Source organism: Streptomyces sp. NP160, assembly GCF_006335115.1.
Classification (GTDB): domain Bacteria; phylum Actinomycetota; class Actinomycetes; order Actinomycetales; family Quadrisphaeraceae; genus Quadrisphaera.
Window position 1 is genome coordinate 158,168 of record NZ_VDMJ01000005.1, and the last position, 24,693, is coordinate 182,860.

A 24,693-nucleotide genomic window follows, 5' to 3' on the forward strand; every position below is an offset into this window, starting at 1 on the left:
CTGCCGCCGCGGTCACGGCGGTGGCGGCTCGGTGTGCTCGAAGGGGTCGGACCCGAGCTCCTCGCCCCAGGCCAGGTGCAGCTCCTCGCCGCGGTCCACCCACCCACTGCGCCAGCGCTGCGGCGTGGTGGTGTCCAGCCAGTCGAGCGGCTCCACCCCGCCGGGCGCCCCGCCGTCCAGGGCCAGCCGCAGCGCCGCGGCCAGGTCGGCGTCGACCGTCTCGGTGCGGGTGGCCGGGTCCACCGAGACGAAGAGCGCGGTGCCCGACCGCGCCACGAGGTCGAGCAGCTGCCGGTTCTTCGCCCACGGGGTGCCGGGCGTGGAGGGCACGCAGTCGGCGTCCGCGGCGAACAGCGCCCCGTGCTGCGCGAGCCGGAAGGCGAGGGCGTTGACGCCGGTGCGCCGCGTGCGCGACCAGGTGAGCCCGGAGGTGTCGTCCCCGGTGCGCTGGGCGTGCTCGAGCCCCGCGGCCAGGTGCCCGACCGTGTTGCACCCCAGGACGACGACGTCGCCCGCGGCCTCGCGCACCGCGCGGTAGAAGCCGACCAGCGCCTCCGCCGTCGTCGTCGACGGGTCGGCGAGCGGCGGCCCGTCCGCGGCGGGGGAGGCGCCCATCGCGGGACCCCACCGGCCGAGCAGGTCGTACGTGGAGAAGTCGTGCTTGAGCAGCTCGAAGCCCCAGCCCCGGATCCGGGCGACGTCCTCGCGGACGAGGTCGAGCGCTCCCGGGTGGCTGGGGTCGAGGGCCCAGCCGTCCTGGCGCCGCCCGGGCGTCCCGCCGGCGGCCGACGCCCGGGCCAGGGCGCCGCCCAGCGCGCCGGAGGGGCGCTCGCGCCGCAGCAGCGGGCGGTACCAGATGCCCGGCCGTGCTCCCTGGGCGCGGATCGCGGCCGCCGCCTCGGCCAGGTCGGGGAACGTCTGCGGGCGCCCGGCGTCCCACGGCCCGCCGGAGGCGTCCCGCCCGTCCGCGACCCCGTCGACCGACCAGCCGTCGTCGATGACGCCCCACGGCCGCACCGGGTGGTCCCCGGCCAGGTCGGAGACGGCGCGGGCGTCGCGCACCACGGCGTCCAGCCCGAAGCCCCGCCCGTAGGCGTAGTACCAGTTGTTGGCGCCCGCCAGCGGCGCCGGCGGCAGCAGCGGGTCGGGGCACTGCAGGTGCGCCAGCGCCCGCTGGGCGGCGAAGGCGCTGCCGGGACCGCCCTCGGCCGCGGCCGCGACGACCACCGCGGCCGTCGTCGTCCTGCCGCGCAGCTCGACGGGGGCACCTCCGCTGCGCAGGTCCAGCCACAGGGTGAGGCCGTCGGGGTCGGCGGTCCAGAACGCCATCGCCGCGCCCCGCACCCGCACGCCGTGCCCCTCGGTCCGTCCGGTGCGCGGGTCGTGCAGGAGCACCGTCCACGGCAGCGGCCGCTCCGGGACGAGCCCCTGCCAGGCGAGGTCGCCGTAGGAGCGCTCCCACGCGTCGCCCAGCACCCGCACGCCCTGCGGGAGCGGTCGCCGCCAGCGCAGCGCCACGCGGCTGACGCGCTCGGCCGTGACGTCGACGCGCAGCCCCGCGCCGTCCTCCGCCAGGTCGACGCGCACGCCGACGGCCTCCGGCGGCGCGAACCGGTCGCGCCCCCCGACCTGGGCGCGCACGAGGTCGGGTGCGGCCACCGCCGCGCTGCCGGCACCGCTCGTCGTCGTGCTCACCGGCCCTCACCGAGGACGAAGGTGCGGATGGCGGTCACCGCGGCGCCCCGGGCCCACTCGGTGAAGCCCGTGACCTGCACCTCCACGGGCAGCGGCGCCGCCCGCGGGCTCCGGCCCGCCGCCACCGCCTCGGCCAGCGGCTGCGCACCGACCTCGGCCAGCCGCACGCCCTCCCCGGAGATGATGACCTTCTCCGGCATCACGAGGTTCCCCACCAGCGCGACCATCCGCCCGAGCGCGCGGGCGGAGTCGTCGACGACGCGCCGCGCCACCGGGTCTCCGGACTCGGCGAGGTCGTAGACCTCGTCGCGGTGGAGCTGGCGCCCGTGGGCGATGGAGGCGCGCGTGGTGATGCCCGCCGTCGAGAGCATCGCGTCGGCGCAGCCGGCGTGGCCGAGCCGGCACAGGGGTCCGTTCGGGTCGAGCGGGAGGTGGCCCACGGTGCCCAGGCCGGCGTCGGGGGCGTCGACCACCTGGCCGTGCACGGCGTAGGCGTAGCCGACGCCCTCGCCCACGGTGATGACGGCGAAGTGGTCGCACCCGCGGGCCGCGCCGAACCACTGCTCCGCGCGCGAGAGGGACAGCAGGTCGTTGTCGACGACGACCGGCAGCCCGAGGGCCTCGGCCAGCCGCGGGCCCAGCGCGACCTCGTGCCAGCGCAGGAACTGGGCGTCCACCACCAGGCCGCCCTGCGCCACCTGCCCGCCCACGCTGATGCCCACGGCGCGCACCGTGGCGGCGACGCCGGCCGCGCCGACCGCGCTCCGGACCAGCCGCGCGACCGTCTCCACCACCTCGGCGGGGTCGGTGGACAGCAGGAGGGTCTCGTCGGAGGCGACCACGCCCGCGCGCAGACCGGTCACCGCGACGTGCGCGGTGTGCTCGGTGAGCTTGACGCCCACGAAGTGGTGGGCGCCCTCGTCCACGTCCAGGGGGCGCGTGGGGTGCCCCGAGGGGGCGTGCGCGCCCTCGGTCTCCACCAGGAGCCCGGCGTCGAGCAGGGGCCGGGACAGGCGCGTCAGCGTGCCGGGGGACAGGCCGAGGCGGCGGGCGATCTCGCTGCGTGCCAGGGGGCCGTCGACCAGCACCGCGAGGGCCACGTCGTGGGCGGGGCCCTCCAGGGGGGCCCAGGCGGACGTCATGGGGCCCACGGTGGCGCTGGTCACGCCGCGAGGCTACTCAGTTGCTCTCCGGAAGGGAAAGTCCGTTCATGCTGTCCTGACAAAGGTTCGATCGGGGGGCTTGACGCGGTACTTGGTTTCACCGTAGAAACAAGTCGCACCCCGTGGATCCCCGTCCCGCACCACCACACCGCCGTGGAGAGCATCGTGACCGCAGGCACCGCCTCGCCCCCGCTCGCCGACCGGGCGCCCTCCTCGCCTCCGCAGCGGCGCTCCCGGGAGGGCCTCGCGGCGTTCGGCTTCATCGCCCCCGCGCTGCTGGGCTTCGTCGTCTTCTACTTCTGGCCGACGCTGCGCGGCCTGTACTTCTCGCTGACCGAGTACGACTTCTTCTCCCGGCCGCGCTTCGTGGGCCTGGACAACTACTCCCGGATGGCCTCGGACGAGACCTTCTGGAACGCCATGAAGGTCACCGTGCAGTACGTCGCCATCAACATCACCGTGCAGACGGTGCTGGCGGTCCTCATCGCCGTCCTGCTGCAGCGCGTCACCCGCTCGGTGTTCGTGCGCAGCGTCATCGTGCTGCCGTTCCTCATCTCGAACGTCGTGGTGGCGCTGCTCTTCTACTGGATGCTCGACGCCCAGATCGGCATCGTGAACTCCGCCATCACGGGGCTGGGCCTGGACGCGATCCCCTTCTTCGGCGAGCAGAGCTGGGTGGTCCCCACCATCGCCCTCGTCAACGTGTGGCGGCACATGGGCTACACGGCCCTGCTGGTCTTCGCCGGCCTCATGACCATCCCGGAGGGGCTGTACGAGGCGGGCCGGGTGGACGGCGCCAGCGAGTGGCGCATGTTCTGGTCGATCACCCTGCCGCTCCTGCGGCCCGTGCTCGCGCTGGTCCTGGTCATCACCGTCACCGGCTCGTTCCAGGTCTTCGACACCGTGGCCGTCACCACCTCCGGCGGCCCGGGCGACGCGAGCCGGGTGATCCAGTACTACATCTTCGACCTGGCCTTCCAGCGCCTGGAGTTCGGCTACGCCGCCGCGGTCTCGGTGGTGCTCTTCGCGATCCTCGCCGTGGTCGCGTTCGTCCAGCTGCGCCTCACGCGCGCCAACGAGTCCGACCTGGCCTGAGCGCCACCGGCTGAAGGCAGAGGAGCCTCCCGATGTCCGTCACCGCCCCCGTCGAGCCCGCCGCGTCGGGTCCCCTCGAGCAGACCGCCCGACCCGTCCAGAAGGCCCCGCGGGACCGCCGCGCCGGCATCGGCCGCGTGGTCGCCTGGGCGACGCTCGCGCTGATCATGCTCGTCACCCTGTTCCCCTTCTACTGGATGCTGCGCACCGCGCTGTCCAACGGCACCGAGCTCGCCACCAGCCCCAGCTCCCCGCTGCCGGTGGGGTTCACCTTCGGCGCCTTCGAGCGCGTGCTGGGCCTGTCGACCACCGCCGAGGCCCAGGCCCAGGGCGGCTCTGGCGCCGCCATCGACTTCTGGGTCTACCTGCTGAACTCCCTGCTGGTGGCCACGCTCATCACCGCCGGCCAGGTGTTCTTCGGCGCGATGGCCGCCTACGCCTTCGCCCGCCTGCGCTGGCCCGGCCGCGACGCGGTGTTCTTCGTCTTCCTCACCGCGCTCATGGTGCCGCCGATCTTCACGCAGCTGCCCAACTTCCTCCTCATGCGCGACCTGGGCCTGCTCAACACCTACGCCGCGATCGTCCTGCCGTTCTTCTTCATGACGCCGTTCGCGGTCTTCTTCCTGCGGCAGTTCTTCCTCAGCATCCCGAGGGAGGTGGAGGAGGCCGCGGTGCTCGACGGCGCGGGCACCGTGCGGCGCTTCTTCCGGGTGATCGCGCCCATGGCCTCCGGGCCGCTCATCACGCTGGCGATCCTGCAGTACATCCAGGCGTGGAACGAGTACTTCTGGCCGCTGCTCGTGGCCAGCGACCGCAGCGTCCGCGTGCTGACCGTGGGCCTGGGCATCTTCAGGTCCCAGACCCCGCAGGGGACGCCGGACTGGGCGGGCCTCATGGCCGCCACCCTGCTGGCCGCGCTGCCCATCGTCGTCCTCTTCGCCGTGTTCAGCCGGCGCATCGTCGAGTCCATCGGCTTCTCCGGGATCAAGTGAGGCACCCGACGTGAGCACCTCAGCACCCAGCCGCCGCCGGCCGCGCCACCTCCGCCGGGGACTGGCCGCCGCCACCGCCGCGCTCGCCCTGACCCTCACCGGCTGCGCCTCCTACGGCGTGGACCAGGGCGGGGACGGTGAGAGCGGCACCATCACCTACTGGATGTGGGACGCCTCCCAGCTGCCCGCCTACCAGCAGTGCGCCACCGACTTCCAGGCCGCGAACCCCGACGTCGAGGTGCAGATCGAGCAGTTCGGGTGGGACGACTACTGGAACAAGCTCTTCACCGGCTTCGTCGCCGGCTCCGCACCGGACGTCTTCGTCGACCACACCTCCCGCTTCGGGGAGTTCGCGGCCCGCGGGCTGATCGAGCCGCTCGACGAGCGGCTCGCCTCCTCCGACGTCGACCTGGGCCAGTACGTGCCGGGAAGCGCCGAGCTCTGGGTGGGCCCGGACGGCAAGCGCTACGGCCTGCCGAAGGACTTCGACACCATCGGCATGTTCTACAACGCCGAGATGGCCGCCGACGCCGGGCTCACCCCGGAGCAGATGAACGCCCTCACGTGGAACCCCACTGACGGCGGCACCTTCGAGCAGGCCATCGCGCACCTCACCGTGGACACCAACGGCGTGCGCGGCGACGAGCCGGGCTTCGACAGGGGCAGCATCGCCACCTACGGGCTGGGCCTGGAGAACTCCGGCGAGGCGTTCGGGCAGACGCAGTGGTCGTGGTTCACGCAGACCACGGGCTGGTCGCCCGTCGACGAGGCGTGGGGGACGACCTTCCACTACGACGACCCCCGCTTCCAGGAGTCCATCGCCTGGTGGACCGGGCTCGTCGACAAGGGCTACATGCCGCCGCTGTCCCTCACCCAGGGCGGCTCGCTCGACCAGCAGCTGCAGGCCGGCAAGTACGCCCTCATCACCAACGGCTCCTGGAACATCGCCAACTACTCCAAGCTCAAGGGCATCGAGCTCGCCGTGGCCAAGACCCCGGTGGGACCCGAGGGGCGCCGGACGATGACCAACTCCCTGGGCGACTCCATCTCCACCACGTCCCAGAACAAGGGCGCGGCGTGGAAGTGGGTGCGCTACCTGGCCAGCCCCGCCTGCCAGGACGTCGTGGCCCGCGGCGGCATCGTCTTCCCCGCCATCGCCTCGACCACGCCCGCCGCGGTCGAGACGCTCTCCGAGACCGGCCTCGACGTCACCGCCTTCACCGACCCCATCGCCGACGGCGAGACGTTCCCCTACCCGGAGATCCTCCAGGCCTCCGAGGTCCAGTCGATCATGGGGACGGCGATGGACCAGGTGGTCGGTGGCCAGGCCCCGGCCTCCTCCCTCACGGAGGTCAACGGCCGCGTCGAGGCCGTCTTCCAGTAGTCCCGCGCAACCAGCCGCACCACCCCACCAGACCCGGAGGTCCACCACCCGTGTTCTCGATCGCCTTCATCGGCGCCGGCCAGTTCGCCGGCTCCTTCACCGAGCTGTTCAAGCGCCACCCCGGCGTGGGGGACGTCTTCGTCACCGACGTGCTGCCCGAGAGGGCCGAGGCCCTCGTGGCCGAGCAGGGCCTGGCCGGCACCTTCGCCTCCTTCGAGGAGGCCATCGCCTCCGACGTCGACGCGGTGGCGATCTTCACCCAGCGCTGGACGCACGGGCCGCTGGTCGTGCAGGCGCTGCGCGCCGGCAAGCACGTCTACTCCGCCGTCCCCATGGCCATCACCGAGGACGAGATCGCCGCCATCGTCGAGGCCGTCCGCGAGACGGGGCTGACCTACATGATGGGCGAGACGAGCCACTACAACCCCGCCACCGTCTACGCCCGACAGCACGTGGAGAAGGGCACCTTCGGGCGGGTCTTCTACGCCGAGGGCGACTACGTCCACGACATGGACCTCGGCTTCTACGACGCCTACCGGTACTCCGGCGGGGAGGGCTGGAAGGCGACGGCGTCCTACCCGCCGATGCTCTACCCCACCCACGCCCTCGGCGGTGTGCTCGGGGCGCTCGACACCGACGCGGCGCACGTCGTCTCCGTCAGCTGCCTCGGCGTGGCCGACCAGCGCGGCGACGGGGTCTTCGACAGGGACGTGTCGATGTTCGACAACGACGTCTCCAACGCCACCGCGCTGTTCGAGCTGTCCGACGGCGGCGTGGTGCGCACCAACGAGATGCGCCGGGTGGGCTACCCCTCGCACCTGCGCGAGTCGCGGTTCCGCTTCTTCGGCACCGACGCGAGCTTCGAGCAGCTGGCCACGGTGTCGCTGTTCCAGGACAAGCAGGGCGTGCAGGACGTCTCGGCCGACCTGGACTCCGAGGCCTCGGTCTCCGAGGACGACCCCTCGCTGGCGCACGTGGCCCCGGAGCTGCGGGCGGCGTTCGTGTCGGGACACGCGCCGGTGCACGACGTGGCGCGCCTGCCGCGGGAGTTCGCCGGGGCGCCGAACGGGCACGAGGGCAGCCACCAGTTCCTCGTGGACGACTTCGTCACTGCCGTGAACACCCGCACCCTGCCGCCGGTCAACGCCTGGGTGGCGGCGCGCTACACGCTGCCCGGCGTGGTGGCGCACGAGTCGATGCGCCGCGGCGGGGAGCGCCTGCCGGTGCGCGACCTGGGGAACCCGCCCGCCTGACCCCCACCCCCCTCCGTGATCACGGGGGACGTGCGCAGCGGCCGCGGACGTCCCCCGTGATCACGCGGGGGTGAGGGGGAGGGTCAGGCGGAGCAGGGCTCCACCACGGGGGCCGGGGTCGGCGGCCACGAGGTCGCCGCCGTGGGCGCGGGCGATGGCCCGGGCGATCGACAGGCCCAGCCCCGCCCCTCCGGAGCGGCGGTCGCGCCCGGCGTCCAGGCGCACGAGGCGCTCGAAGACCCGCTCGCGCTGGTCGGCGGGGATGCCCGGCCCGCTGTCGCGCACCTCGACGCCGGCGTCTGCGTCGTCGACGCCCACGAAGACCACCACCGAGCCCGCACCCTCGACGGCTCGGCGGGCGTTGTCGAGCAGGTTGGTCAGCACCTGGCCCACCCGGACCGCGTCACAGCGCACCACCAGGGGGCCGGCCGCCTCCACCGACCAGGCGGTCCCCGAGCCGAGCAGGCGCTGGCGCTCCACCTCCTGGCGGGCCAGCTCGACGACGTCGACGTCGGCCCGCTCCAGCTCGACCCCCTCCTCCAGACGCGCCGCCGTCAGCAGGTCGCCCACCAGCCGCGAGGCCCGCGTGCTCTCGCGCACCATCGCCGCGAGCGCCCGCTCGCGGTCCGCCCGGGGCGGGTCGCCGCGCAGGAGGTTCTCCGCGCTGGCCTGGAAGCCCGCCAGCGGCGTGCGCAGCTCGTGGGAGGCGTCGGAGAGGAACGCGCGCATCTGCTGCTGGGAGCGCTCGGCGACCGCCACCGCGGACTCCAGCCCGTCGATCATGGCGTCGAACGCCAGCGCCGTGCGGCCGAGCTCGGTGTCGGGGCGGCCCGACCCCAGGCGCCGCCCGCGGTCACCGGCGGCGATGCCGCGCGCCACCGACGTCATGTCGTCCAGGGGCCGCAGCGCCGCGTCGACCACACGGCCCAGGGCGAACCACGCCACCAGGAGGCCCGCCGCACCACCGAGGACCTCCAGGACGACGAGGCCCGTCAGGGTCTCGCCGACGTAGGAGTCGTCGACGGTCAGCGTCAGCCGCGCACCGCTGGCCAGCTGGGTGACCGTGAAGAGGGTGCTGCCGTCGCGCTGCACCTGGTCGGCCCCGGGCGCAGCCGGAGGTCCCGCGGCCGGTCCGCGGCCCGCGGGCGACCGGGTCGCGTCGCCAGCACCGGCCGCCGGCTGGCTGTCCGGGGGCACGGGCGCCACCGGCGTGCTGACGCAGGTGCCGTCCGAGCTGCACAGCTCTGCCCCCACCCCGTCGCCGCGGAGCTTGTCCAGCAGCTGCTGCGCGCTGAGCGTGCCGTCCAGCTGCTGGGCCAGCGCCGCGCGGTCGGTGAGGCGGGTCTGCAGGTCCGAGCGCAGCCGCACCACGAGCAGGACGTCGACGACGACGAACAGCGCCACGAGCAGCGCGACCAGCAGGACGAGCACCGCCCAGCGCACGCGGCCGGCCAGCGAGGCCGGTCCGCGGCTCAGGCGCTGCCGCGGCACCCGGGGCGCCCTCACGGGCGCAGCACGTAGCCGAGGCCGCGCACCGTGTGGATCAGCCGCGGGCCGTACGCCTCGGTCTTGCGGCGCAGCGCGCTGACGTGCACCTCCACGAGGTTGGGGTCGTAGTCCTCGTAGCCCCACACCTGGGTGAGGATCTGGGTCTTGCTCAGCGTCCGGCCCCGCCCCGCCACGAGGTAGGACAGCAGCCGGTGCTCGGTGCCGGTGAGGTCGAGCACGCGGCCGGCGCGGGTGGCGACGTTCGCGGCCTCGTCGAGGACGAGGTCGCCCACCTGCACGGTGGAGGGCACCCGGCCCAGGCGCTGCAGCAGCGCCCGGATGCGGGCCAGCAGCTCGGCGGTGACGTACGGCTTGACCACGTAGTCGTCGGCGCCGGTGGAGAAGCCCCGCAGCCTGTCGTCGACCGCGTCGCGCGCGGTGAGGAACAGCAGGCCGGCGTCGCTGCGCTCCCTCAGCGAGCGGGCGAGGGAGAACCCGTCGCGCGGGCCGGGGAGCATCACGTCGAGCAGCGCGACGTCCGGGCGGAAGGCGTCGACCGCGGCCTCGAAGCCCTCGCCGTCGACCAGGGCCTCCACCACGAAGCCGTCGGTGCGCAGGGCGTCGACGAGGGCCTCGCGGACGGAGGCGTCGTCCTCCACGACCAGGGCGCGGGCAGCAGCAGCGGGCACCCGGCCATTCTGGTCGGCCCACCCTGAGGGGCTGCTGAAGAGGCCGCGGGGGCCGGTCCGCTTCAGGTCGGCTTCAGACGGGCCGCGGAGCGTCGTCGTCAGGTCCCGCTGAACCGGCGGGCCACGACTCCTGTGGAGGACATCGTGAACCAGCCCACCCAGCCCACCTGGATCCCCGACGCCGGCACCACCGAGCAGGGCGGGCGCTCGCGCCGCGGGCGGCGCACGCTGCTCGCCGTCGCCCTGGCTGGAGGCCTCACCGTCGGTGGCGCGGGCCTCGCCCTCGCGGACGGGATGCCGGACGCGTCCTCGTCGCCTTCCGCCAGCGCCCCCGCCGCTCCGCCGGCCCCCGGCGGCGCTGCCGCCCAGGGCCAGGCGCCCGCTGGCGGCCCCGCTGCCGGTCCTGCTGGCGGTCCCGCCGCCGGGGGCCCCGAGGCCGGCCAGCACACGCCCCACCTCGACGGCACCGTCGAGGAGGTCACCGACTCCGGCTTCACCCTGGTCGACAGGGACGGCTTCACCCGCACGGTGAGCACCACCGACACCACCGCGTACACCGCGGCCCCCACGCCGCCGGCCCCCGCCCAGGGCGGTGAGGGCTCGCAGTCCTCGGCGCCGGCCGCGCCCGCTGCGCCGTCGTCGTCGAGCAGCGGGGGTGGCTCCCAGCCCGAGGACCCGGCGGAGCCCGCGACCGCTGACCGCTCCAGCGTGCTCGTCGTCGGCGCCCGCGTGGTCGCCGAGGGCTCGGTGGCCAGCGACGGCACCACGCTCGACGCCACCAGCGTCTCCACCGCGCCGACCCCGCCCCAGGGCGGCCCGGCCGCCGGTGGGCCCGCTGCGGCTGGACCGGCCGGCGCGCTCGCACCGGGCCAGGGGAAGGGCCAGGGGAAGGGCCAGGAGAAGGGCCAGGGCGATGCGCCGGCGGCTCCGGCCGCCCCCCAGGCGCAGGGCGAGGCACCCGCCGCGCCGTCGGCTCCGGCCGGTGGTGGCCAGGCCCCGGTCCAGGGTTCCTGACCGCAGCGGTGGCACCGGCGCCTGCCGGGCCACCCGTCCCCCGGTCGAGCGCGTGAGGCGCTCGGCCGGGGGACCTCCGCGCCGCTGGCACCTGCTCGTGACCTGCCGACTAGATTGGGTGGCCGTCCGTCCAGACGCGCGGCGGGCGCAGAGCACCATGGGAGTCCGCATGTCGGTCGACGTCGCCTACGCCGAGCTGGGGAGGATCCTCCTCGACAGGACGCCGTTGAACGCCGTGCTCCAGCGCGTCGCGGAGCTCGCGCGGGACTCCGTGCCCGGGGCCGACGAGGCGTCGGTGACCGTCGTGCAGGGGCGGCGCGCCACGTCGGTGGCCTTCACCGGCAACCTCGCCGTCCAGCTGGACGAGCGGCAGTACGAGCTGGGCTTCGGCCCGTGCATGGACGCCGCGATGTCGGGCCAGACCATCACGATCCGCAACACCGCCGAGGGCGACCAGGCCTACCCGGGGTACTCGGAGGTGGCGGCCCGCGCGGGCGTGCGGGCCACGCTGTCCGTGGGCCTGGCGGTGCCGGGGCGCACGGTGGGCGCGCTGAACCTCTACGACACCCGGGGGGAGAGCGTCCTCACCCCCGAGTCGCGCGAGGTCGCGACCGTCTTCGCCGGCCACGCGGCCATCGCCCTGACGAACGCGCTCGCGGTGGAGAGCACCCGGGAGCTGGCCGAGCAGCTGCAGCGGGCGATGGTGTCGCGCGCGGTGATCGAGCAGGCCAAGGGCATCATCGCGGTGCAGCGGGGGATCGCCCCGGAGCAGGCGTTCGCGCTGCTGTCCCGCCGCTCCCAGGACTCCAACCGCAAGCTGGCCGACCTGGCCGGCGAGGCGGTCGAGGCCGTGTCGCAGGGGCGCGACCCCGGCTGGTGATGGCCGGCGGCCGGTGCGGGCCGCCGCTGCCTCACCGGCGGCGCGGGCGGGCCTCCACCAGCAGGCGGCGCTCGATCAGGTCCAGCAGGAAGACCAGCGCCGCGACGAAGGGCAGGAGTCCGAGGGCGAGGAGCACGCCTCCACGGTCCCCCACGCGGAGGGCCCAGCCGGCGCGACACGCCGGGCGCAGGGGGACGGCGCGCCGTCAGCGCGCGCCGCGTGGTGCGCCTGTGACCGACGCCGCCGCGTCCGCCCGCACCTCACCGACCAGCTCCTCCAGCACGTCCTCCAGCGCCGCCACGCCCAGGAGGGAGCCGTCGGCGCCCTCCACCCGGGCCAGGTGGGCGCCCGTCTCCTGCATGCGGCGCAGCACGGGGCGCAGCGCCTCGCCGTCGGAGACGGTCGCCAGCTCGCGCACGTAGCGGGAGGGCACCTCCGCCGCGCGGGCCTCCGGGTCCAGGGTGAGCACGTCCTTGACGTGGACGTAGCCCGCCAGCCCCCCGGCGCCGTCCTCCACCGGGAACCGCGAGAAGCCGGTGCGGGCGGCGGCGTCCTGCACCTGCGCCACGGTGGCGCCGCGCGGCAGCGTGGCCAGGGAGCCCAGCGGCAGCAGCACCGCCGCCGCCGTGCGGTCGGCGAAGCCGAGGGCGGCGGTGGTGAGCTCCTCCACGTCCTCCTCGAGCAGCCCCTCCGAACGCGCCTCGGCCACGAGGCCGGCCACCTCCTCGCGGGTGTACGCGCTGGTCACCTCGTCCTTCGGCTCCACGCGGACGGTGCGCAGGGCCAGGTTGGCCAGCGCGTTGGAGACGGCGATGACCGGGCGCAGCACCATCGACAGCGCCCGCAGCGGCGGCGCGAGGACCAGGGCGGCGCGGTCCGGCCCGGCCAGCGCGAGGTTCTTGGGCACCACCTCGCCGACCACCACGTGCGCGGTGACCACGAGCGCCAGGGCGATCGCGAAGGCCACGGGGTGCACCAGCGCGTCCGGCAGGCCGGCGGCCTCGAAGAGCGGCTCCAGCTGGTGGGCGACCGCGGGCTCCCCGACCGCGCCGAGCCCCAGCGAGCACAGCGTGATGCCCAGCTGCGCGCAGGAGAGCATGGACGTCACGTCCTCCATGGCCCGCAGCGTGGTGCGCGCGGCCCGGCTCCCGCCGGCGGCCAGCAGCTCCACCGAGGAGCGCCGTGCCGAGATGACCGCGAACTCGGCGCCCACGAAGAAGGCGTTGAGGCCGAGCAGGGCCACGGCCAGGGCGATCGCCAGCCCGTCGCTCACGACCGCCCCCGCCCGTCGTCGCCGTCGTCGCCGTCGGCGCCGGGCGCGGAGCCCGGCGGGAGCAGCCGCAGGTGCACGCCCTCCAGCCGCAGGCCGTCACGGGCCTCCACGCGCAGCTCGCACCACCGCTGGACGGGCAGGCCGTCGTCGTCGGCCCCGTCGGTGGTGACCGGCACGCGCGCCACCTCGCCGACCCCGGGCAGGCGCCCCAGCTCGCGCAGCACCAGGCCCGCCACCGTCTCGTAGTCGGGGTGCTCCGGCAGCTGCACCCCCGTGCGCACCGCCACCTCGTCCGGGCGCAGCAGCCCGGACAGCAGCCACCCGCCCTCGCCGTCCTCGCGGACCGCGGAGGTGACGACGTCGTGCTCGTCGACCACCTCCCCGACGATCTCCTCCACGAGGTCCTCGAAGGTGACCACGCCGGCGAAGCCCCCGTACTCGTCCACCACCACCGCGAGCTGCAGCGGGGAGCTCTTCAGCTGGTCGAGCAGCTCGTCGAGCTCGAGGGTCTCCGGCACCAGCGCCGGTTCCTCCACCACGTCCCGCAGCAGCACCCGGCCGGCCTCCTCCGGTGGCACGAGGAGGGCCTGCCGGGCATGCACCACGCCGACCACGTCGTCCTGGTCGGTGCCGGTCACCGGGAACCGGGAGCGGCCGGAGTCGTGCACGGCCGCGACCAGCTCGGTGAGGTCGTCGTCGGCGGACAGCGTGCGCACCCGCATCCGCGGGGTCATGACGTCCACGGCGCGGCGGCCGGAGAAGGCCAGCGTGCGCTGCACCAGCGCGGCGGTCTCCTCCTCCAGCGTGCCCTGCTCCGCGGAGCGGCGGACCAGGGACAGCAGCTCGTCGGCGGAGCGCGCCGACGCCAGCTCCTCGGCGGGCTCGGTGCGGAACACCCGGCGGAGCACGGCGTTGGCCAGGCCGTTGAGCAGCCGGATCGGCCACGCCATGGCGCGGGCGAAGCCGCGGCTGAAGCCCTGCACGGCGTAGGCGGTGGCGTAGGGCAGCGAGATGGCGAGGTTCTTGGGCACCAGCTCGCCGAAGACCATCGTGCCCAGCGTCGACAGCCCCAGGGCGATCACCACCGAGGTGGCCGTGGCGGCACCGCCCGTGATGCCCACGCCCGCGAGCCACGGCGCCACCAGCCGGCCGATGGCCGGCTCGGCGAGGTAGCCGATGGCGAGGTTGGTGATGGTGATGCCGACCTGCGCCCCCGACAGCTGCGTGGACAGGCTCCGCAGAGCGGCCAGGGTTCCCGCGGCGCGCCGGTCCCCTCCGGCGGCGTCACGCTCGACCGTGGCCCGGTCCACCGTGAGCAGCGAGAACTCAGCGGCCACGAAGCCTCCGCAGGCCACGACGAGCGCGGCGGCGGTGAGCAGGAGGAGCAGCTCTGTCACGGTGCTCGCCAGGCTAGGCCCTGGCGAGCACGCACGACGCCTCCAGGTCGTCGTCGTGGACGGCCACCGCGGCCAGGCCCCCTGCCCGGCAGGCGGCCAGCGTGCCCTCGGCCTGCGGCTCGCTCGTCTCCAGGACCAGCGCCCCGCCGCGGGCGAGCCACGGCCGGGCCCCGGCGGCCACCCGGCGGTGCACGTCGAGGCCGTCAGCCCCGCCGTCCAGCGCGGTCAGCGGCTCGTGGTCGCGGGCCTCCGGCGGCATGAGCGCCACCCGCGAGGTGGGCACGTAGGGGGCGTTGACCACCAGCAGGTGCACGCGGCCGCGCAGCGCGGCGGGCAGGGCGGCGTAGAGGTCTCCGGTGTGCGCGCGAGCCCCCGGCACGCCCCGCAGGTTGTGGGCGGCGCAGGCCGTGGCCAGGGGGTCGGCGTCTGCGGCGTGCAGCGCCACGTCCACCCCCTCGGCCGCCGCGCCCACGGCCACCGCCAGCCCCACGGCGCCCGTCCCGCAGCACAGGTCGACGACGACGCGGGCGTCGCTGCGCCCGGGAACGGCGCGCAGCGCGGCGAGCCCCTCGCGGACGAGCAGCTCGCTCCGGCGCCGCGGCACGAACACCCCGGCGGCCGTGCCGACCCGCAGCCCGGCGAACTGCGCCCACCCGAGCACCAGCTCCAGCGGCTCGCCGGCCTCGCGGCGGCGGACGCGCTCCTCGAGCGCGTCCGGGGGGAGCCCCTCCGCGAGCAGCAGCGCCGCCTCGTCCTCCGCGAAGACGCACCCCGCAGCGCGCAGCCGGGCGACCAGCCGGGCCGCGCCGACGCCGGACGGGGGCGCGGTCACACGGGGGCGCCGGTGAGGCCGGACGGGCCTCCCGCCGCCGCGCCGGGAGTGGCGCCCGGAGTGCTGGACCCGGCGGCGGGGCGCCGCCGGGTCCAGCCGCGGCGGCCCCGGCGGGCACCGAGCAGGCGGCAGACCACGTAGATGGCGAAGGAGATGGTGGTGACGTACGGGCTGATCGGCACGGTGCCGCCCAGGGCCAGCAGGATCCCGCCGACGGCCGAGGTCACCGCGAAGGCGACGGAGAGCACGGGCACCCACAGCGGCGAGGCGGACACGCGCGTGGCGGCAGCGGCCGGGGTGATGAGCAGCGACAGCACGAGCAGGGCGCCGACCACCTGCACGGCCATGGCCACCGACAGGCCGAGCACCACCATGAACACCAGCGACAGCCCGCGCACCGGCACGCCGCGGGCCGCGGCGCCGTCCGGGTCCACGCTGGCGAACAGCAGCGGGCGCCACACCACGGCCAGCACCGCCAGGACCACCGCCGAGGTGGCGAGCATGGTGATCAGCCGGGGGTCGTCCACGGCCACGACCTGGCCGGTGAGCAGGCCGAACTTGTTCGCGGAGCGCCCCGGGTAGAGGGCGAGGAAGAGCACGCCCAGCCCGAGGCCGAACGGCATGAGCACGCCGATGATGGAGTTCCGGTCGCGCGCCCTGACCCCGAGCACGCCGATGAGCACCGCGGCCAGCAGCGAGCCGACCACCGAGCCGAGCACCACGTCGACGCCGACGAGCAGGGCGGCCGCCGCGCCCGCGAAGCTCAGCTCGGAGATGCCGTGGACCGCGAAGGCCATGTCCCGGGCCGCCACGAGCACCCCGACCAGGCCGCCGACCAGCCCCAGCGCCGCGGCGGCCCACAGCGAGTTGGTGACCAGGGGCAGCAGGCGCGAGTAGTCGTCGAAGTTGATGACCGCGTCCCAGCTCACCGGACCCCCTCCACGTCCACCGCCCGCGCCGGGTGGCAGTCGTGCTCGCCGGCCGCGCCGGTCGCGGCGATGAGCACGCGGCCGCCGTGGTGGAGCACCTCCACGCGGGTCCCGTACAGGTCGGAGAGCGACTCCGTGGTCAGCACCTCCTCCGGCGTCCCCACGCGGTGGCCCGCGGGCGCCAGGTAGAGCACCTTGTCGACGACGTCGAGGACGGGGTTGATCTCGTGCGTCACGAACAGCACGGCCGTGCCCGCGCGGCGCCGCGCGTCGATGACGCCGACCACCTCGCGCTGGTGGGCCAGGTCGAGGGAGAGCAGCGGCTCGTCGCACAGCAGCAGCGCCGGGTCGGTGGCGACGGCCTGGGCGATGCGCACCCGCTGCTGCTCGCCCCCGGACAGCAGCCCCACCGGGACGTCGCCGTAGGCGGTGGCGCCCACGGCGGCCAGCAGCGCGTCCACCCGGTCGCGCACGCGCCGCCCCGGCAGCGGCACCCCCCAGCGGTGCCCGTCCAGGCCCTGGCGCACGAGGTCGCGGGCGCGCAGCGGCGTCATCGGGTCGATGAGCCGCTGCTGGGGCACGTAGCCGATCTCGGGGGAGCCGGCCCGCGGTGGGCGGCCCCGCACCTGCACGCGGCCCCGGGTCAGCGGCTGCTGCCCGAGGACCGTGCGCACGAGGCTGGTCTTGCCGGACCCGTTGGGGCCCAGGACGGCGACCAGCTCGCCCGGGGCGACGTCGAGGTCCAGGCCGGACCAGACCTCGTGGTCGCCGTAGCTCAGGGCCGCCCCGCGCAGCGAGAGCGCGGGAGCCGGGGCCCCGGCCGCCGCGCCCACGCCCGTCAGCCCTGGACCGCGGCGCGGATCGCCTCGGCGTTCGCGGTCATCCACTGCGTGTAGTCCTGCCCGTCGGGGAGCGTCTCGGTGACCGGCACCACGGCGGTGCCGGCAGCCTCCGCGGCCGAGAGCACGGCCTCGGTCTCGGCGCCGGTGGTCTGCTCGTTGTACACCAGCGCCTTGACGGCGCCGTCGCTGAAGAGAGCACGGGTGTCGGCGAGGACGGCGGGGGAGACGTCGGTGCCCTCCTCCACGGCCTCGGAGAAGGCCTCGGGGGTCTTCACCACCAGGCCCATCGCCTCGAGCATGTGGTCGGGGACGGGCTCGGTGATCGCCACGCCGGTGCCCGCCGAGCTGGCCTTCACGGACGCCTCGACCTGCTGCACGGCGGCGAGGCCGTCGGTGAAGGCCTTCGCGTTGGCCGTGAACGTGCTCGCGGCGGACGGGTCGACGGTGGAGAGCTCCTGCGCCACGGCCTCCGCGACCTTCCCGGCGGTGGCCAGGTCGTACCAGACGTGCTCGTTGAACTCGCCGTGGTCGTGACCGCCCTCGTCGGAGTGGCCCTCCTCGGAGTGGCCCTCCTCGGCGTGGTCGTCGGCGGAGGCCTCCTGGGAGCCCTCCAGGCCGGAGACCTCCACGGCGTCGACCACGGGCGCCTGCGTCCCGGAGGCCGAGAGCAGCTGCGTCATGAACGGGTCGTACCCGCCGCCGTTCATGACCACGAGCTGCGCGTCCTGGACGAGCAGCTGGTCGCGCGTGGTCGCCTCGAAGGAGTGCGGGTCCTGGCTGGGGTCGTTGATGATCGAGGTGACCTCGACGGCGTCCCCGCCGACCGCCTCCACCACGCTGCCCCAGACGTCGGTGGAGGCCACCACCGAGACCCTGTCACCGGCGGCGCCGGCCGGGGCGCCCTCGCTGCTCGAGGGCGCGTCCGTCGGAGCGGTGCCGCCTCCGCACGCCGTCAGCAGCACCGCGGCGGTCAGCCCGCCGACCAGGGCGAGCGGGCGAGCGGGTCGGAGTGCGGGGCGGTGCACGGGCCCTCCAGAGCGACGATGAGAGTCGGAGTGATAACTCTTCTCATCTTAGACCGCGCCGAGGCCCCTGATGACCAGGCCCGGTGCCGGGTGGTGGAGGCGCTCAGCGAGCAGCGGCGCAGTCGGCGCAGGTGCCGAAGATCTCGACCACGTGGTCGACGTCCGTGAAGCCGTGGCCGCCGGCCGTCCGGCGGGCCCAGGCCTCCACGGCAGAGCCCTCGACCTCCTCCGCCCGGCCGCAGCGCCGGCAGACGAGGTGGTGGTGGTGCCCCGTGCTGCAGCGCCGGTACACCGCCTCGCCGTCCTCGCCGGTGCGCAGGACGTCGACCTCGCCGTCCTCCACCAGCGCCTGCAGCGCCCGGTAGACCGTGGCCAGCCCGATCGGGTTCCCCTGCTCGCGCAGGCGCGCGTAGAGGTCCTGCGCGGAGGTGAAGCTCGGCTCGGAGTCGAGCATGGCGGCGACCGCCGCCCGCTGGCGTCCGGTGCGGCGCTGAGCAGGGCGGTTGCGCGACGGGGCTGCCTCGGTCATCACCCACCATCATCACACGCGGCGCTGGGTGACCGGCGTCCGGCGAGCGGCCGCCCCCGCCCGTCCCGAGATGCCGGGACGGGCGTCTGGGCCTACCGTCGTGGACGCCAGGAAACCACTCCTCACCAGGGCGGACGCCATGCTCGGAACCATCATCGGCCTCATCGTCATCGGCATCATCGCCGGCTACATCGCACGCCTCGTCGTGCCCGGCCGGTCGGGCCTCGGCATCGGCGGGACGCTGCTGCTGGGCATCGTCGGGTCCTTCGTCGGCGGCTTCCTCGGCTACTTCCTGCTCGGCCGCAACAGCAGCGGGGAGGGCTTCGTGCAGCCCTCCAGCTGGATCGGGTCGATCATCGGCGCGATCATCGTGCTGGCGATCTACCAGGCCACCCGCGGCCGCAGCCGCAGCCGCGCCTGACCCCTCGGGGGCCCGCGGCCCCCGCACCACCTCCGGGACCGTCGAGCCGAGCGCGGCCCCGCCCCACCGCAGCCCCACCCGCCGAACGGGTGGGGCTGCGGTGCGTCCCGGGGTCCCCCGGCCGGGTCCGGGCCACCTGGGACGCCGAGGTGCCGATGGATAGCGTGGCGCCGCGCCGCGCGGGCGGCGCGGCCGAGCGGGAGGCGTGGTGGACGTGGTGCAGGACGACGGCTCCAGGGACGGGGCCGAGCAGCTCGTGGAGGAGCTCGCAGGCGACGTGCTCGCCGGTCTGTCCGCCGAGCGCCGTGAGCTCTTCGCGCTGCGGGTGGAGCGGTGGTGGCCCGACCTGCGGGCCGGCCTCGCCGCCGTCCACGCGCCCGACGTCGTCGCCGACCTCGAGCGCCGGCTGCTGCGCGCCGCCGCCTCCGCCTACGCCGAGCGCGAGCCGGAGCTGCACCGCCTCGACCAGGCCCGCACCCTGCGGCCCGACTGGTTCCAGGAGCCGTCGATGCTGGGCTACGCGGCCTACACCGAGCGCTACGCCGGGACCCTCGGCGGAGTGCGCGGGCGCCTCGACCACCTGCGCGAGCTGGGTGTCACGTACCTGCACCTCATGCCGGTCCTGCAGCCCCGGGAGGGCGACAGCGACGGCGGCTACGCCGTGGCCGACTACCGCGCGGTGCGCCCCGACCTCGGCGACGTCGAGGACCTGCGCGAGCTCGCCCGCGCCCTGCGCGCGCAGGGCACCTCGCTCGTGCTGGACCTCGTGCTCAACCACGTGGCCCGCGAGCACGAGTGGGCGCGGAGGGCCCGCGAGGGCGACCCCCGCTACCGCGCCTACTTCCACGTCCACCCCGACCGCGCCGTCCCCGACGCCTACGAGCGCACGCTGCCGGAGGTCTTCCCCGACTTCGCCCCCGGCAACTTCACCTGGGACGACGAGCTGGACGGCTGGGTCTGGACGACCTTCAACAGCTTCCAGTGGGACGTCGACTGGTCCAACCCCGACGTGCTGGTCGAGTACGCCGAGGTCGTCCTGTTCCTGGCCAACCTCGGCGTCGAGGTGCTCCGCCTCGACGCGATCGCCTTCATCTGGAAGCGCCTGGGCACCGACTGCCAGAACCAGCCGGAGGTCCACAGCCTCACCCAGGTGCTGCGCGCGCTGACCCGCGTGGCCTGCCCCGGCGTCCTTCTCAAGGCCGAGGCGATCGTCTCCCCGCAGCAGCTGGTGGCCTACCTGGGCCAGGGCGAGCACCACGGCCGCGTCTCCGACCTGGCCTACCACAACACCCTCATGGTGCAGTTCTGGTCGATGATCGCCTCGCAGGACGCACGGCTGGCCGCTCACGCCCTGCGCTCGCTGCCCGCGGCGCCCACCAGCGCCGCGTGGATCACCTACGTGCGCTGCCACGACGACATCGGCTGGGCCGTCAGCGACGAGGACGCCGCGGCAGTCGGCCTGAGCGGCTTCGACCACCGGTCGTTCCTGTCCGACTGGTTCAGCGGCTCCTTCCCCGGCTCCCCGGCGCGCGGGCTCGTGTTCCAGGAGAACCCCGTCACGCGCGACCGGCGCATCTCCGGCTCCGCCGCCGCCCTCACCGGCCTCGTCGCCGCGCAGGACTCCGGCGACGCCGCCGCGGTCGAGGCCGGGGTGGCCCGGGTGCTCCTGGGCCACGCGCTGGTCATGGGCTGGGGCGGGATCCCCGTCCTCTGGATGGGTGACGAGCTGGGGCTGCGCGGCGACGAGGCCTGGGCGTCCGAGCCCGGCCACGAGTCCGACAACCGCTGGGTGCACCGCCCCTGGATGGACGAGGGTGCGCTGGCCGCCCGCCACGACCCGGCCACGCTGCCCGGGCGCCTCTTCGCCGGGGTCCGCCACCTCGCCCGCGTGCGCGCCTCGCTGCCGCACCTGCACGCCTCGGTCCCCTCGCAGGTGCTGGAGGTGCACGACCCGGGCGTGCTGCCCGTGCTGCGCCGCCACCCCGTGGGCGACCTGCTGTGCCTCTACAACGCCACCGACGGCTGGCGGCACTTCCCGGGCTGGCGCCTGGCCGAGCTGGGCCTGGCCGGCGCGCGGGACGCCCTCACGGGCCGCGCCGCGCACGTCGGAGATGACGGGAACGTCTGGCTCGCCCCTTGGTCGGCGGCGTGGCTGCACCGCCCGTGACCGGCGGCTGCGCCACCATGTGAGACATGGGCAGCCGCGGTGAGGGCCTCGCGCTCGCGCTGCTGCGCGTGGCGCTCGGTCTGCTGTGGCTGCAGGACCTCGTGCTGCCTCGGCTGGGCGCGCAGACCTGGACCACGGGCGGCCTCGGGCTGGACGGTGCCGCCGGGTGGCTGCTGCCGGCGCTCGAGGTGGCCCTGGTCGTCACCCTCCTGACGGGACTGCTCGTGCGGCCCGCGGCCGCGGTGGGCGCTGCGCTCGCGGTCGCCGGTGCGGTCCAGCTCGGTGCCGGCCAGTCGGCGCAGGCCGAGGCCGGCGCCTGGGCCGTGGTGCTGCTCGCCGTCGTCCACGGCGTGCTCGTGGTCGGCGGTGCGGGCAGCTGGGGCGCGCTCGACGTCGTCCGCCGCAGCGGCGACCCGGCCCTCGCCGCCCGGCTGGGCCGGGGCTGGGGCCTGCTGGCGCTGGCCGCCGGCGTCACGGGCGTGGTGCTCGCCTCCCGGGCGCAGCCGCGCTGGACCACCGAGCACGTCGTCGAGCTGCCGCGGGGCCTGCTCTCGCTCGGCACGTGGGACCTGCCGGGTGCCCTGGTCGTGGGAGGCGCCGGGCTGGTGCTGCTGCTGGGCACGGCGCCGCGCATGTCGCCGATGGCGCTCGTGGCGCTGCTCGTGGCGGGCGGTGGGGCCGTGCTCGTGGTCATCGGCGTGCTGGCCGGTGGCGTGGCCTCCGCCTCGCTGCTGGCCGCCCTCGCCGTCGTCGCGGCGGTCTGCGCGCCCCACCTGCGGGCCGCGGCCGGCGGCGGCGGGGACGACGGCGAGGTCTGATCACCCCTGCAGCTCGTCGAGGGGGAGCACCAGCTGGGGCCCGTTGACGCGGGGGCTGCCGACGGCGCGGCCCACCTCGTGGGTGGCCAGCTGCGGCGGCGGCACGGCGTCGAGCACCTGGCGGACCAGGTCGAGGTCGGTCAGGGCCGGGTCGAGCCAGTCGGCCTGGAAGTCCGCCGGCAGCACCACGGGGCTGCGGTCGTGGATGCGCCCCGCCGCGTCACGCGCCTGGGTGGTGATGACGGTGACCGTCCACAGCCACGGGTCCTCGCCCTCGGGGGTGGCCGGGTCCTTCCAGAGCTCGTACAGCCCGGCGAAGGTCAGCGGGCCCCCGTCGGCGGCGTGCAGGAAGTGGGGCACCTTGAGCTCCTTGCCGGACCCGTCCGGCGCGGGGCGGCGCTCCCACTCGAAGTAGCCGTCGGCGGGCACCAGGCAGCGCCGGCGGGCCGCCGCGCGCTTGTACGCCGGCTTCTCGGTCACCGTCTCGACCCGGGCGTTGATCATCCTCGAGCCGATGCCGGGGTCCTTGGCCCAGGAGGGCACCAGCCCCCACCGCAGCGTGCGCAGCTGCCGCTGCGCCCCCTCGGCGCTCCCGGCCGGGGCGCCCCCGGCCTCGTCCTCGCGCGGCTCGCGCTCGACCACGGCGCGCACCTGCTGGGTCGGCGCGACGTTCCAGGAGGGACCCACCTCGGGCCCGACGACGGCGTCGACGGCGTAGTCCTCGACGAGCTGGGCGTCGGACCTGCTGCTGGCGTAGCGACCGCACACGCCAGGCAGTCTGCCGCCGGCCACCGACGGCAGCACCGCCAGGCGCTCCGGTCGCCGCTGCGTCCCCCTCGCAGCAGACTGGCCGCGACGTCGAGCCCACGGCGCCCCACCGCCTGAAGGGCCCGCCGAGCCGAGATGAGCGTCGACGACCACGCGCGCACCGCGCAGAAGGCGCGCACCGCGCCCGCACCCGACGACCCCCGCAAGCCCGACGACCCCACCGACCTCACCAAGCGGTCGTGGACGTACGTGCTGCGCAAGACGGCGCGCGAGTTCACCGGTGACGGCTGCCTGGACCTGGCCGCCGCGCTCGTCTACTACGCGGTGCTGGCGCTCTTCCCGGGGCTGGTGGCGATCATCTCGCTGGTCGGTGTGCTGGGGCAGGGGCCGCAGACCACGCAGACGCTGCTGGAGGTCATCGGGGGCTTCGCGCCGGAGACCGTGACCGACCAGCTCGGGGGCGTCATCAACGGCCTCCAGGAGAACCAGGCCGCTGGCCTCGGCCTCGTCGTGGGCCTCCTGGGCGCGCTGTGGTCTGCCTCGGGGTACGTGGGCGCCTTCTCCCGCGCCATGAACCGCATCTACGGCATCACCGAGGGGCGCCCGTTCTGGAAGATGCGCCCGATGCAGCTCTTCGTCACGGTCGTGGCGGTGGTGCTGGTGGTGGCGGCCCTGATCATCCTCGTGGTCTCCGGCCCGGTGGCCGAGTCGATCGGCGACGTCGCCGGACTGGGCTCCGCGGCGGTGACGGCGTGGGGCATCGCCAAGTGGCCGGTGCTGGCGCTCATCGTCGTCGTCGTGGTCGCGGTGCTCTACCAGATGACGCCCAACATCAGGCGGCCCAAGTGGACCTGGACCAGCGTGGGCGCCGTCACGGCGATCCTCGTGTGGGCCGTCGCCTCGCTGCTCTTCGGGCTCTACGTGGCGAACTTCAGCAACTACAACAAGACGTACGGCAGCTTCGCCGCGGTGATCATCTTCCTGCTCTGGCTGTGGATCACCAACCTCGCGCTGCTGTTCGGCGCCGAGCTCGACGCCGAGCTCGAGCGCGGCCGCGAGCTGCAGGCCGGCATCGAGGCCGAGGAGGACCTCCAGCTGCCGCCGCGCGACACCCGCAAGAGCGACAAGGCGGCCGCCAAGCACGAGGAGGACGTCGCCCTGGGTCGGCAGCTGCGCCTCGCCCACGGCGCGGACGACGACGAGGGCGGGGGCGCCCGTCCCGGGCAGGCCTCCGGTGGCGGGTCCCACGCGGCGGGAGGCGAGCGGCGCCCCGAGGTGGCCGCTCCGGACCGCCAGGCCGAGCGCGACGCGGCCGTGCGCAGGGCGGGCGGCACGCCGACCTGAGCGGGCGGCGCGAGGGCGGTCGCGACGGCTCCGCGACACGCCGGGGCGGTGCTGGCTGTGTGTCTCAGGTTCCTCTAACTTCTCTCAAGTCACACGAGTCACACACGTAGCAAGAGCAACGCGAGCACCGCCTGATACACCAGCACCGCGCAGCCCCGGGGTCCACCGGGGCCGGCCAGCCAGCCAGATCGGAGCCAGGAATGTCTGCTGCCCCTGCGTCACCGGTGGTCGACCTCGACGCGTGGCGCCAGCGCGCACGGGTCGTGCGCGGTGCTGAGGTCTCCGCCGGCGCCGCCGCCGACCAGGCGGGACCGGCGGCCGCCAGCGGTGGTGCCGGGTCGGTCCTCCGGATGCCGTCGCCCGCCGGCCCGGGCCCTCTCAGCGTCTTCGGCCCCGTGATGGCCTTCGGGCTCGTGCGACGCCCGGCCGCCGGTGAGCTGCCCACCCGCCCGCGCGCGGTGCACGCCCCGCAGCTCGAGGCGGCCCGCGCCGCCGAGGCCAGCGGTGACGGTGGCCCCGACGCCGCAAGACAGCCGGCCCCGGCCGGGCCGCCCGCGCTGCGCGTCCTGCCCGCCCTGTCCAGCGAGCAGGGCGTGACGTCGGCGCCCATGCCGCGGCTGCGCGCCGTGCTCGACAGCCGAGGGACCACCCGGGGGCCCCGCCGCTGACGCACCGCCGACCCACCGGTGACCTCG

23 protein-coding genes are annotated in these 24,693 nt (G+C 75.3%); 11 read left to right on the forward strand and 12 right to left on the reverse strand.

Annotated elements, in window-relative coordinates; all coding sequences use genetic code 11:
- Positions 1–12: 12 nt before the first annotated feature.
- Together FHN55_RS03730 and FHN55_RS03735 are read right to left on the reverse strand one after the other, a co-directional pair.
- The gene (locus FHN55_RS03730; protein WP_218974317.1) at positions 13–1,695 is read right to left on the reverse strand and encodes a hypothetical protein; all 1,683 of its coding nucleotides are present in this window, start codon (positions 1,693–1,695) and stop codon (positions 13–15) included.
- Complete coding sequence (locus FHN55_RS03735; protein ID WP_257570668.1) at positions 1,692–2,861, reverse strand: ROK family transcriptional regulator; 1,170 nt, start codon at positions 2,859–2,861, stop codon at positions 1,692–1,694. The genes FHN55_RS03730 and FHN55_RS03735 overlap by 4 nt, the downstream gene beginning before the upstream one ends.
- Positions 2,862–3,023: 162 nt before the next feature.
- Between FHN55_RS03735 and FHN55_RS03740 the strand changes: the two genes are divergently transcribed.
- The 4 genes from FHN55_RS03740 to FHN55_RS03755 are packed head-to-tail and all read left to right on the forward strand — an operon-like array spanning position 3,024 to position 7,582.
- Complete coding sequence (locus FHN55_RS03740) at positions 3,024–3,953, forward strand: carbohydrate ABC transporter permease (RefSeq protein ID WP_139710899.1); 930 nt, start codon at positions 3,024–3,026, stop codon at positions 3,951–3,953.
- A 32-nt stretch (positions 3,954–3,985) separates the two neighbouring features.
- On the forward strand, positions 3,986–4,945 hold the full coding sequence (locus tag FHN55_RS03745; protein ID WP_139710900.1) for a carbohydrate ABC transporter permease: 960 nt from the start codon (positions 3,986–3,988) through the stop codon (positions 4,943–4,945).
- Between the two features lie 10 nt (positions 4,946–4,955).
- Entirely contained in the window at positions 4,956–6,329 is a 1,374-nt protein-coding gene (locus tag FHN55_RS03750) for a sugar ABC transporter substrate-binding protein (protein WP_139710901.1), read from the forward strand.
- A 50-nt stretch (positions 6,330–6,379) separates the two neighbouring features.
- Entirely contained in the window at positions 6,380–7,582 is a 1,203-nt protein-coding gene (locus FHN55_RS03755) for a Gfo/Idh/MocA family protein (protein ID WP_139710902.1), read from the forward strand.
- A gap of 60 nt (positions 7,583–7,642) precedes the next feature.
- Here the strand turns inward: FHN55_RS03755 and FHN55_RS03760 are convergent, their stop codons facing one another.
- Complete coding sequence (locus FHN55_RS03760; protein ID WP_218974319.1) at positions 7,643–9,073, reverse strand: cell wall metabolism sensor histidine kinase WalK; 1,431 nt, start codon at positions 9,071–9,073, stop codon at positions 7,643–7,645.
- An 11-nt stretch (positions 9,074–9,084) separates the two neighbouring features.
- Positions 9,085–9,759, reverse strand: a complete 675-nt coding sequence (locus tag FHN55_RS03765) for a response regulator transcription factor (protein ID WP_139710904.1) — start codon at positions 9,757–9,759, stop codon at positions 9,085–9,087.
- Positions 9,760–9,903: 144 nt separating this feature from the next.
- Between FHN55_RS03765 and FHN55_RS03770 the strand changes: the two genes are divergently transcribed.
- Together FHN55_RS03770 and FHN55_RS03775 are read left to right on the forward strand one after the other, a co-directional pair.
- Positions 9,904–10,773 (forward strand): hypothetical protein, encoded by an 870-nt coding sequence (locus FHN55_RS03770; protein WP_139710905.1) that lies wholly within the window; start codon positions 9,904–9,906, stop codon positions 10,771–10,773.
- A 169-nt stretch (positions 10,774–10,942) separates the two neighbouring features.
- Positions 10,943–11,653 (forward strand): GAF and ANTAR domain-containing protein, encoded by a 711-nt coding sequence (locus FHN55_RS03775; protein WP_218974320.1) that lies wholly within the window; start codon positions 10,943–10,945, stop codon positions 11,651–11,653.
- Between the two features lie 205 nt (positions 11,654–11,858).
- On the opposite strand, the gene FHN55_RS03780 is transcribed toward FHN55_RS03775, so the two are convergent.
- The 7 genes from FHN55_RS03780 to FHN55_RS03810 form a co-directional block, all read right to left on the reverse strand.
- Positions 11,859–12,926, reverse strand: a complete 1,068-nt coding sequence (locus FHN55_RS03780; protein WP_139710907.1) for a hemolysin family protein — start codon at positions 12,924–12,926, stop codon at positions 11,859–11,861.
- Positions 12,923–14,323 (reverse strand): hemolysin family protein, encoded by a 1,401-nt coding sequence (locus FHN55_RS03785; protein WP_139710908.1) that lies wholly within the window; start codon positions 14,321–14,323, stop codon positions 12,923–12,925. The genes FHN55_RS03780 and FHN55_RS03785 overlap by 4 nt, the downstream gene beginning before the upstream one ends.
- A gap of 13 nt (positions 14,324–14,336) precedes the next feature.
- Entirely contained in the window at positions 14,337–15,155 is an 819-nt protein-coding gene (locus FHN55_RS03790; protein WP_139710909.1) for a putative protein N(5)-glutamine methyltransferase, read from the reverse strand.
- Entirely contained in the window at positions 15,152–16,084 is a 933-nt protein-coding gene (locus FHN55_RS03795) for a metal ABC transporter permease (protein ID WP_180357622.1), read from the reverse strand. The genes FHN55_RS03790 and FHN55_RS03795 overlap by 4 nt, the downstream gene beginning before the upstream one ends.
- Entirely contained in the window at positions 16,081–16,917 is an 837-nt protein-coding gene (locus tag FHN55_RS03800; protein WP_139710910.1) for a metal ABC transporter ATP-binding protein, read from the reverse strand. The genes FHN55_RS03795 and FHN55_RS03800 overlap by 4 nt, the downstream gene beginning before the upstream one ends.
- A gap of 5 nt (positions 16,918–16,922) precedes the next feature.
- Positions 16,923–17,951, reverse strand: a complete 1,029-nt coding sequence (locus FHN55_RS03805; protein WP_218974321.1) for a metal ABC transporter solute-binding protein, Zn/Mn family — start codon at positions 17,949–17,951, stop codon at positions 16,923–16,925.
- A 103-nt stretch (positions 17,952–18,054) separates the two neighbouring features.
- Positions 18,055–18,480, reverse strand: coding sequence for a Fur family transcriptional regulator (locus tag FHN55_RS03810; RefSeq protein ID WP_139710911.1), 426 nt, complete (start codon positions 18,478–18,480; stop codon positions 18,055–18,057).
- 139 nt (positions 18,481–18,619) lie between these two features.
- Here FHN55_RS03810 and FHN55_RS03815 point away from each other — a divergent pair, with 139 nt between their 5' ends.
- The 3 genes from FHN55_RS03815 to FHN55_RS03825 all read left to right on the forward strand — a co-directional run bounded on the left by FHN55_RS03815 (position 18,620) and on the right by FHN55_RS03825 (position 21,886).
- On the forward strand, positions 18,620–18,901 hold the full coding sequence (locus tag FHN55_RS03815; RefSeq protein WP_139710912.1) for a GlsB/YeaQ/YmgE family stress response membrane protein: 282 nt from the start codon (positions 18,620–18,622) through the stop codon (positions 18,899–18,901).
- A gap of 208 nt (positions 18,902–19,109) precedes the next feature.
- Entirely contained in the window at positions 19,110–21,068 is a 1,959-nt protein-coding gene (locus FHN55_RS03820; RefSeq protein WP_218974322.1) for an alpha-amylase family protein, read from the forward strand.
- Between the two features lie 26 nt (positions 21,069–21,094).
- Positions 21,095–21,886: a hypothetical protein gene (locus FHN55_RS03825; RefSeq protein ID WP_139710913.1), complete on the forward strand. Its 792-nt coding sequence runs from the start codon at positions 21,095–21,097 to the stop codon at positions 21,884–21,886.
- On the opposite strand, the gene FHN55_RS03830 is transcribed toward FHN55_RS03825, so the two are convergent.
- Entirely contained in the window at positions 21,887–22,654 is a 768-nt protein-coding gene (locus FHN55_RS03830; RefSeq protein WP_139710914.1) for an SOS response-associated peptidase, read from the reverse strand.
- A 135-nt stretch (positions 22,655–22,789) separates the two neighbouring features.
- Between FHN55_RS03830 and FHN55_RS03835 the strand changes: the two genes are divergently transcribed.
- Positions 22,790–23,998 (forward strand): YihY/virulence factor BrkB family protein, encoded by a 1,209-nt coding sequence (locus FHN55_RS03835; RefSeq protein ID WP_218974323.1) that lies wholly within the window; start codon positions 22,790–22,792, stop codon positions 23,996–23,998.
- Positions 23,999–24,198: 200 nt separating this feature from the next.
- Positions 24,199–24,666 carry a hypothetical protein gene (locus FHN55_RS03840; RefSeq protein ID WP_139710915.1) on the forward strand — a complete coding sequence of 156 codons (468 nt, stop codon included), beginning with the start codon at positions 24,199–24,201 and terminating at the stop codon, positions 24,664–24,666.
- Positions 24,667–24,693: the final 27 nt, after the last annotated feature.

What these genes read in the sequence shown, in the direction of transcription:
- FHN55_RS03775 (WP_218974320.1), top strand. Translation starts at nt 10,943, where the DNA reads ATGTCGGTCGACGTCGCCTACGCCGAGCTGGGGAGGATCCTCCTCGAC.
- FHN55_RS03810 (WP_139710911.1), bottom strand. Translation starts at nt 18,480, where the DNA reads ATGACCGAGGCAGCCCCGTCGCGCAACCGCCCTGCTCAGCGCCGCACC.
- FHN55_RS03825 (WP_139710913.1), top strand. Translation starts at nt 21,095, where the DNA reads ATGGGCAGCCGCGGTGAGGGCCTCGCGCTCGCGCTGCTGCGCGTGGCG.
- FHN55_RS03815 (WP_139710912.1), top strand. Translation starts at nt 18,620, where the DNA reads ATGCTCGGAACCATCATCGGCCTCATCGTCATCGGCATCATCGCCGGC.
- FHN55_RS03835 (WP_218974323.1), top strand. Translation starts at nt 22,790, where the DNA reads ATGAGCGTCGACGACCACGCGCGCACCGCGCAGAAGGCGCGCACCGCG.
- FHN55_RS03745 (WP_139710900.1), top strand. Translation starts at nt 3,986, where the DNA reads ATGTCCGTCACCGCCCCCGTCGAGCCCGCCGCGTCGGGTCCCCTCGAG.
- FHN55_RS03840 (WP_139710915.1), top strand. Translation starts at nt 24,199, where the DNA reads ATGTCTGCTGCCCCTGCGTCACCGGTGGTCGACCTCGACGCGTGGCGC.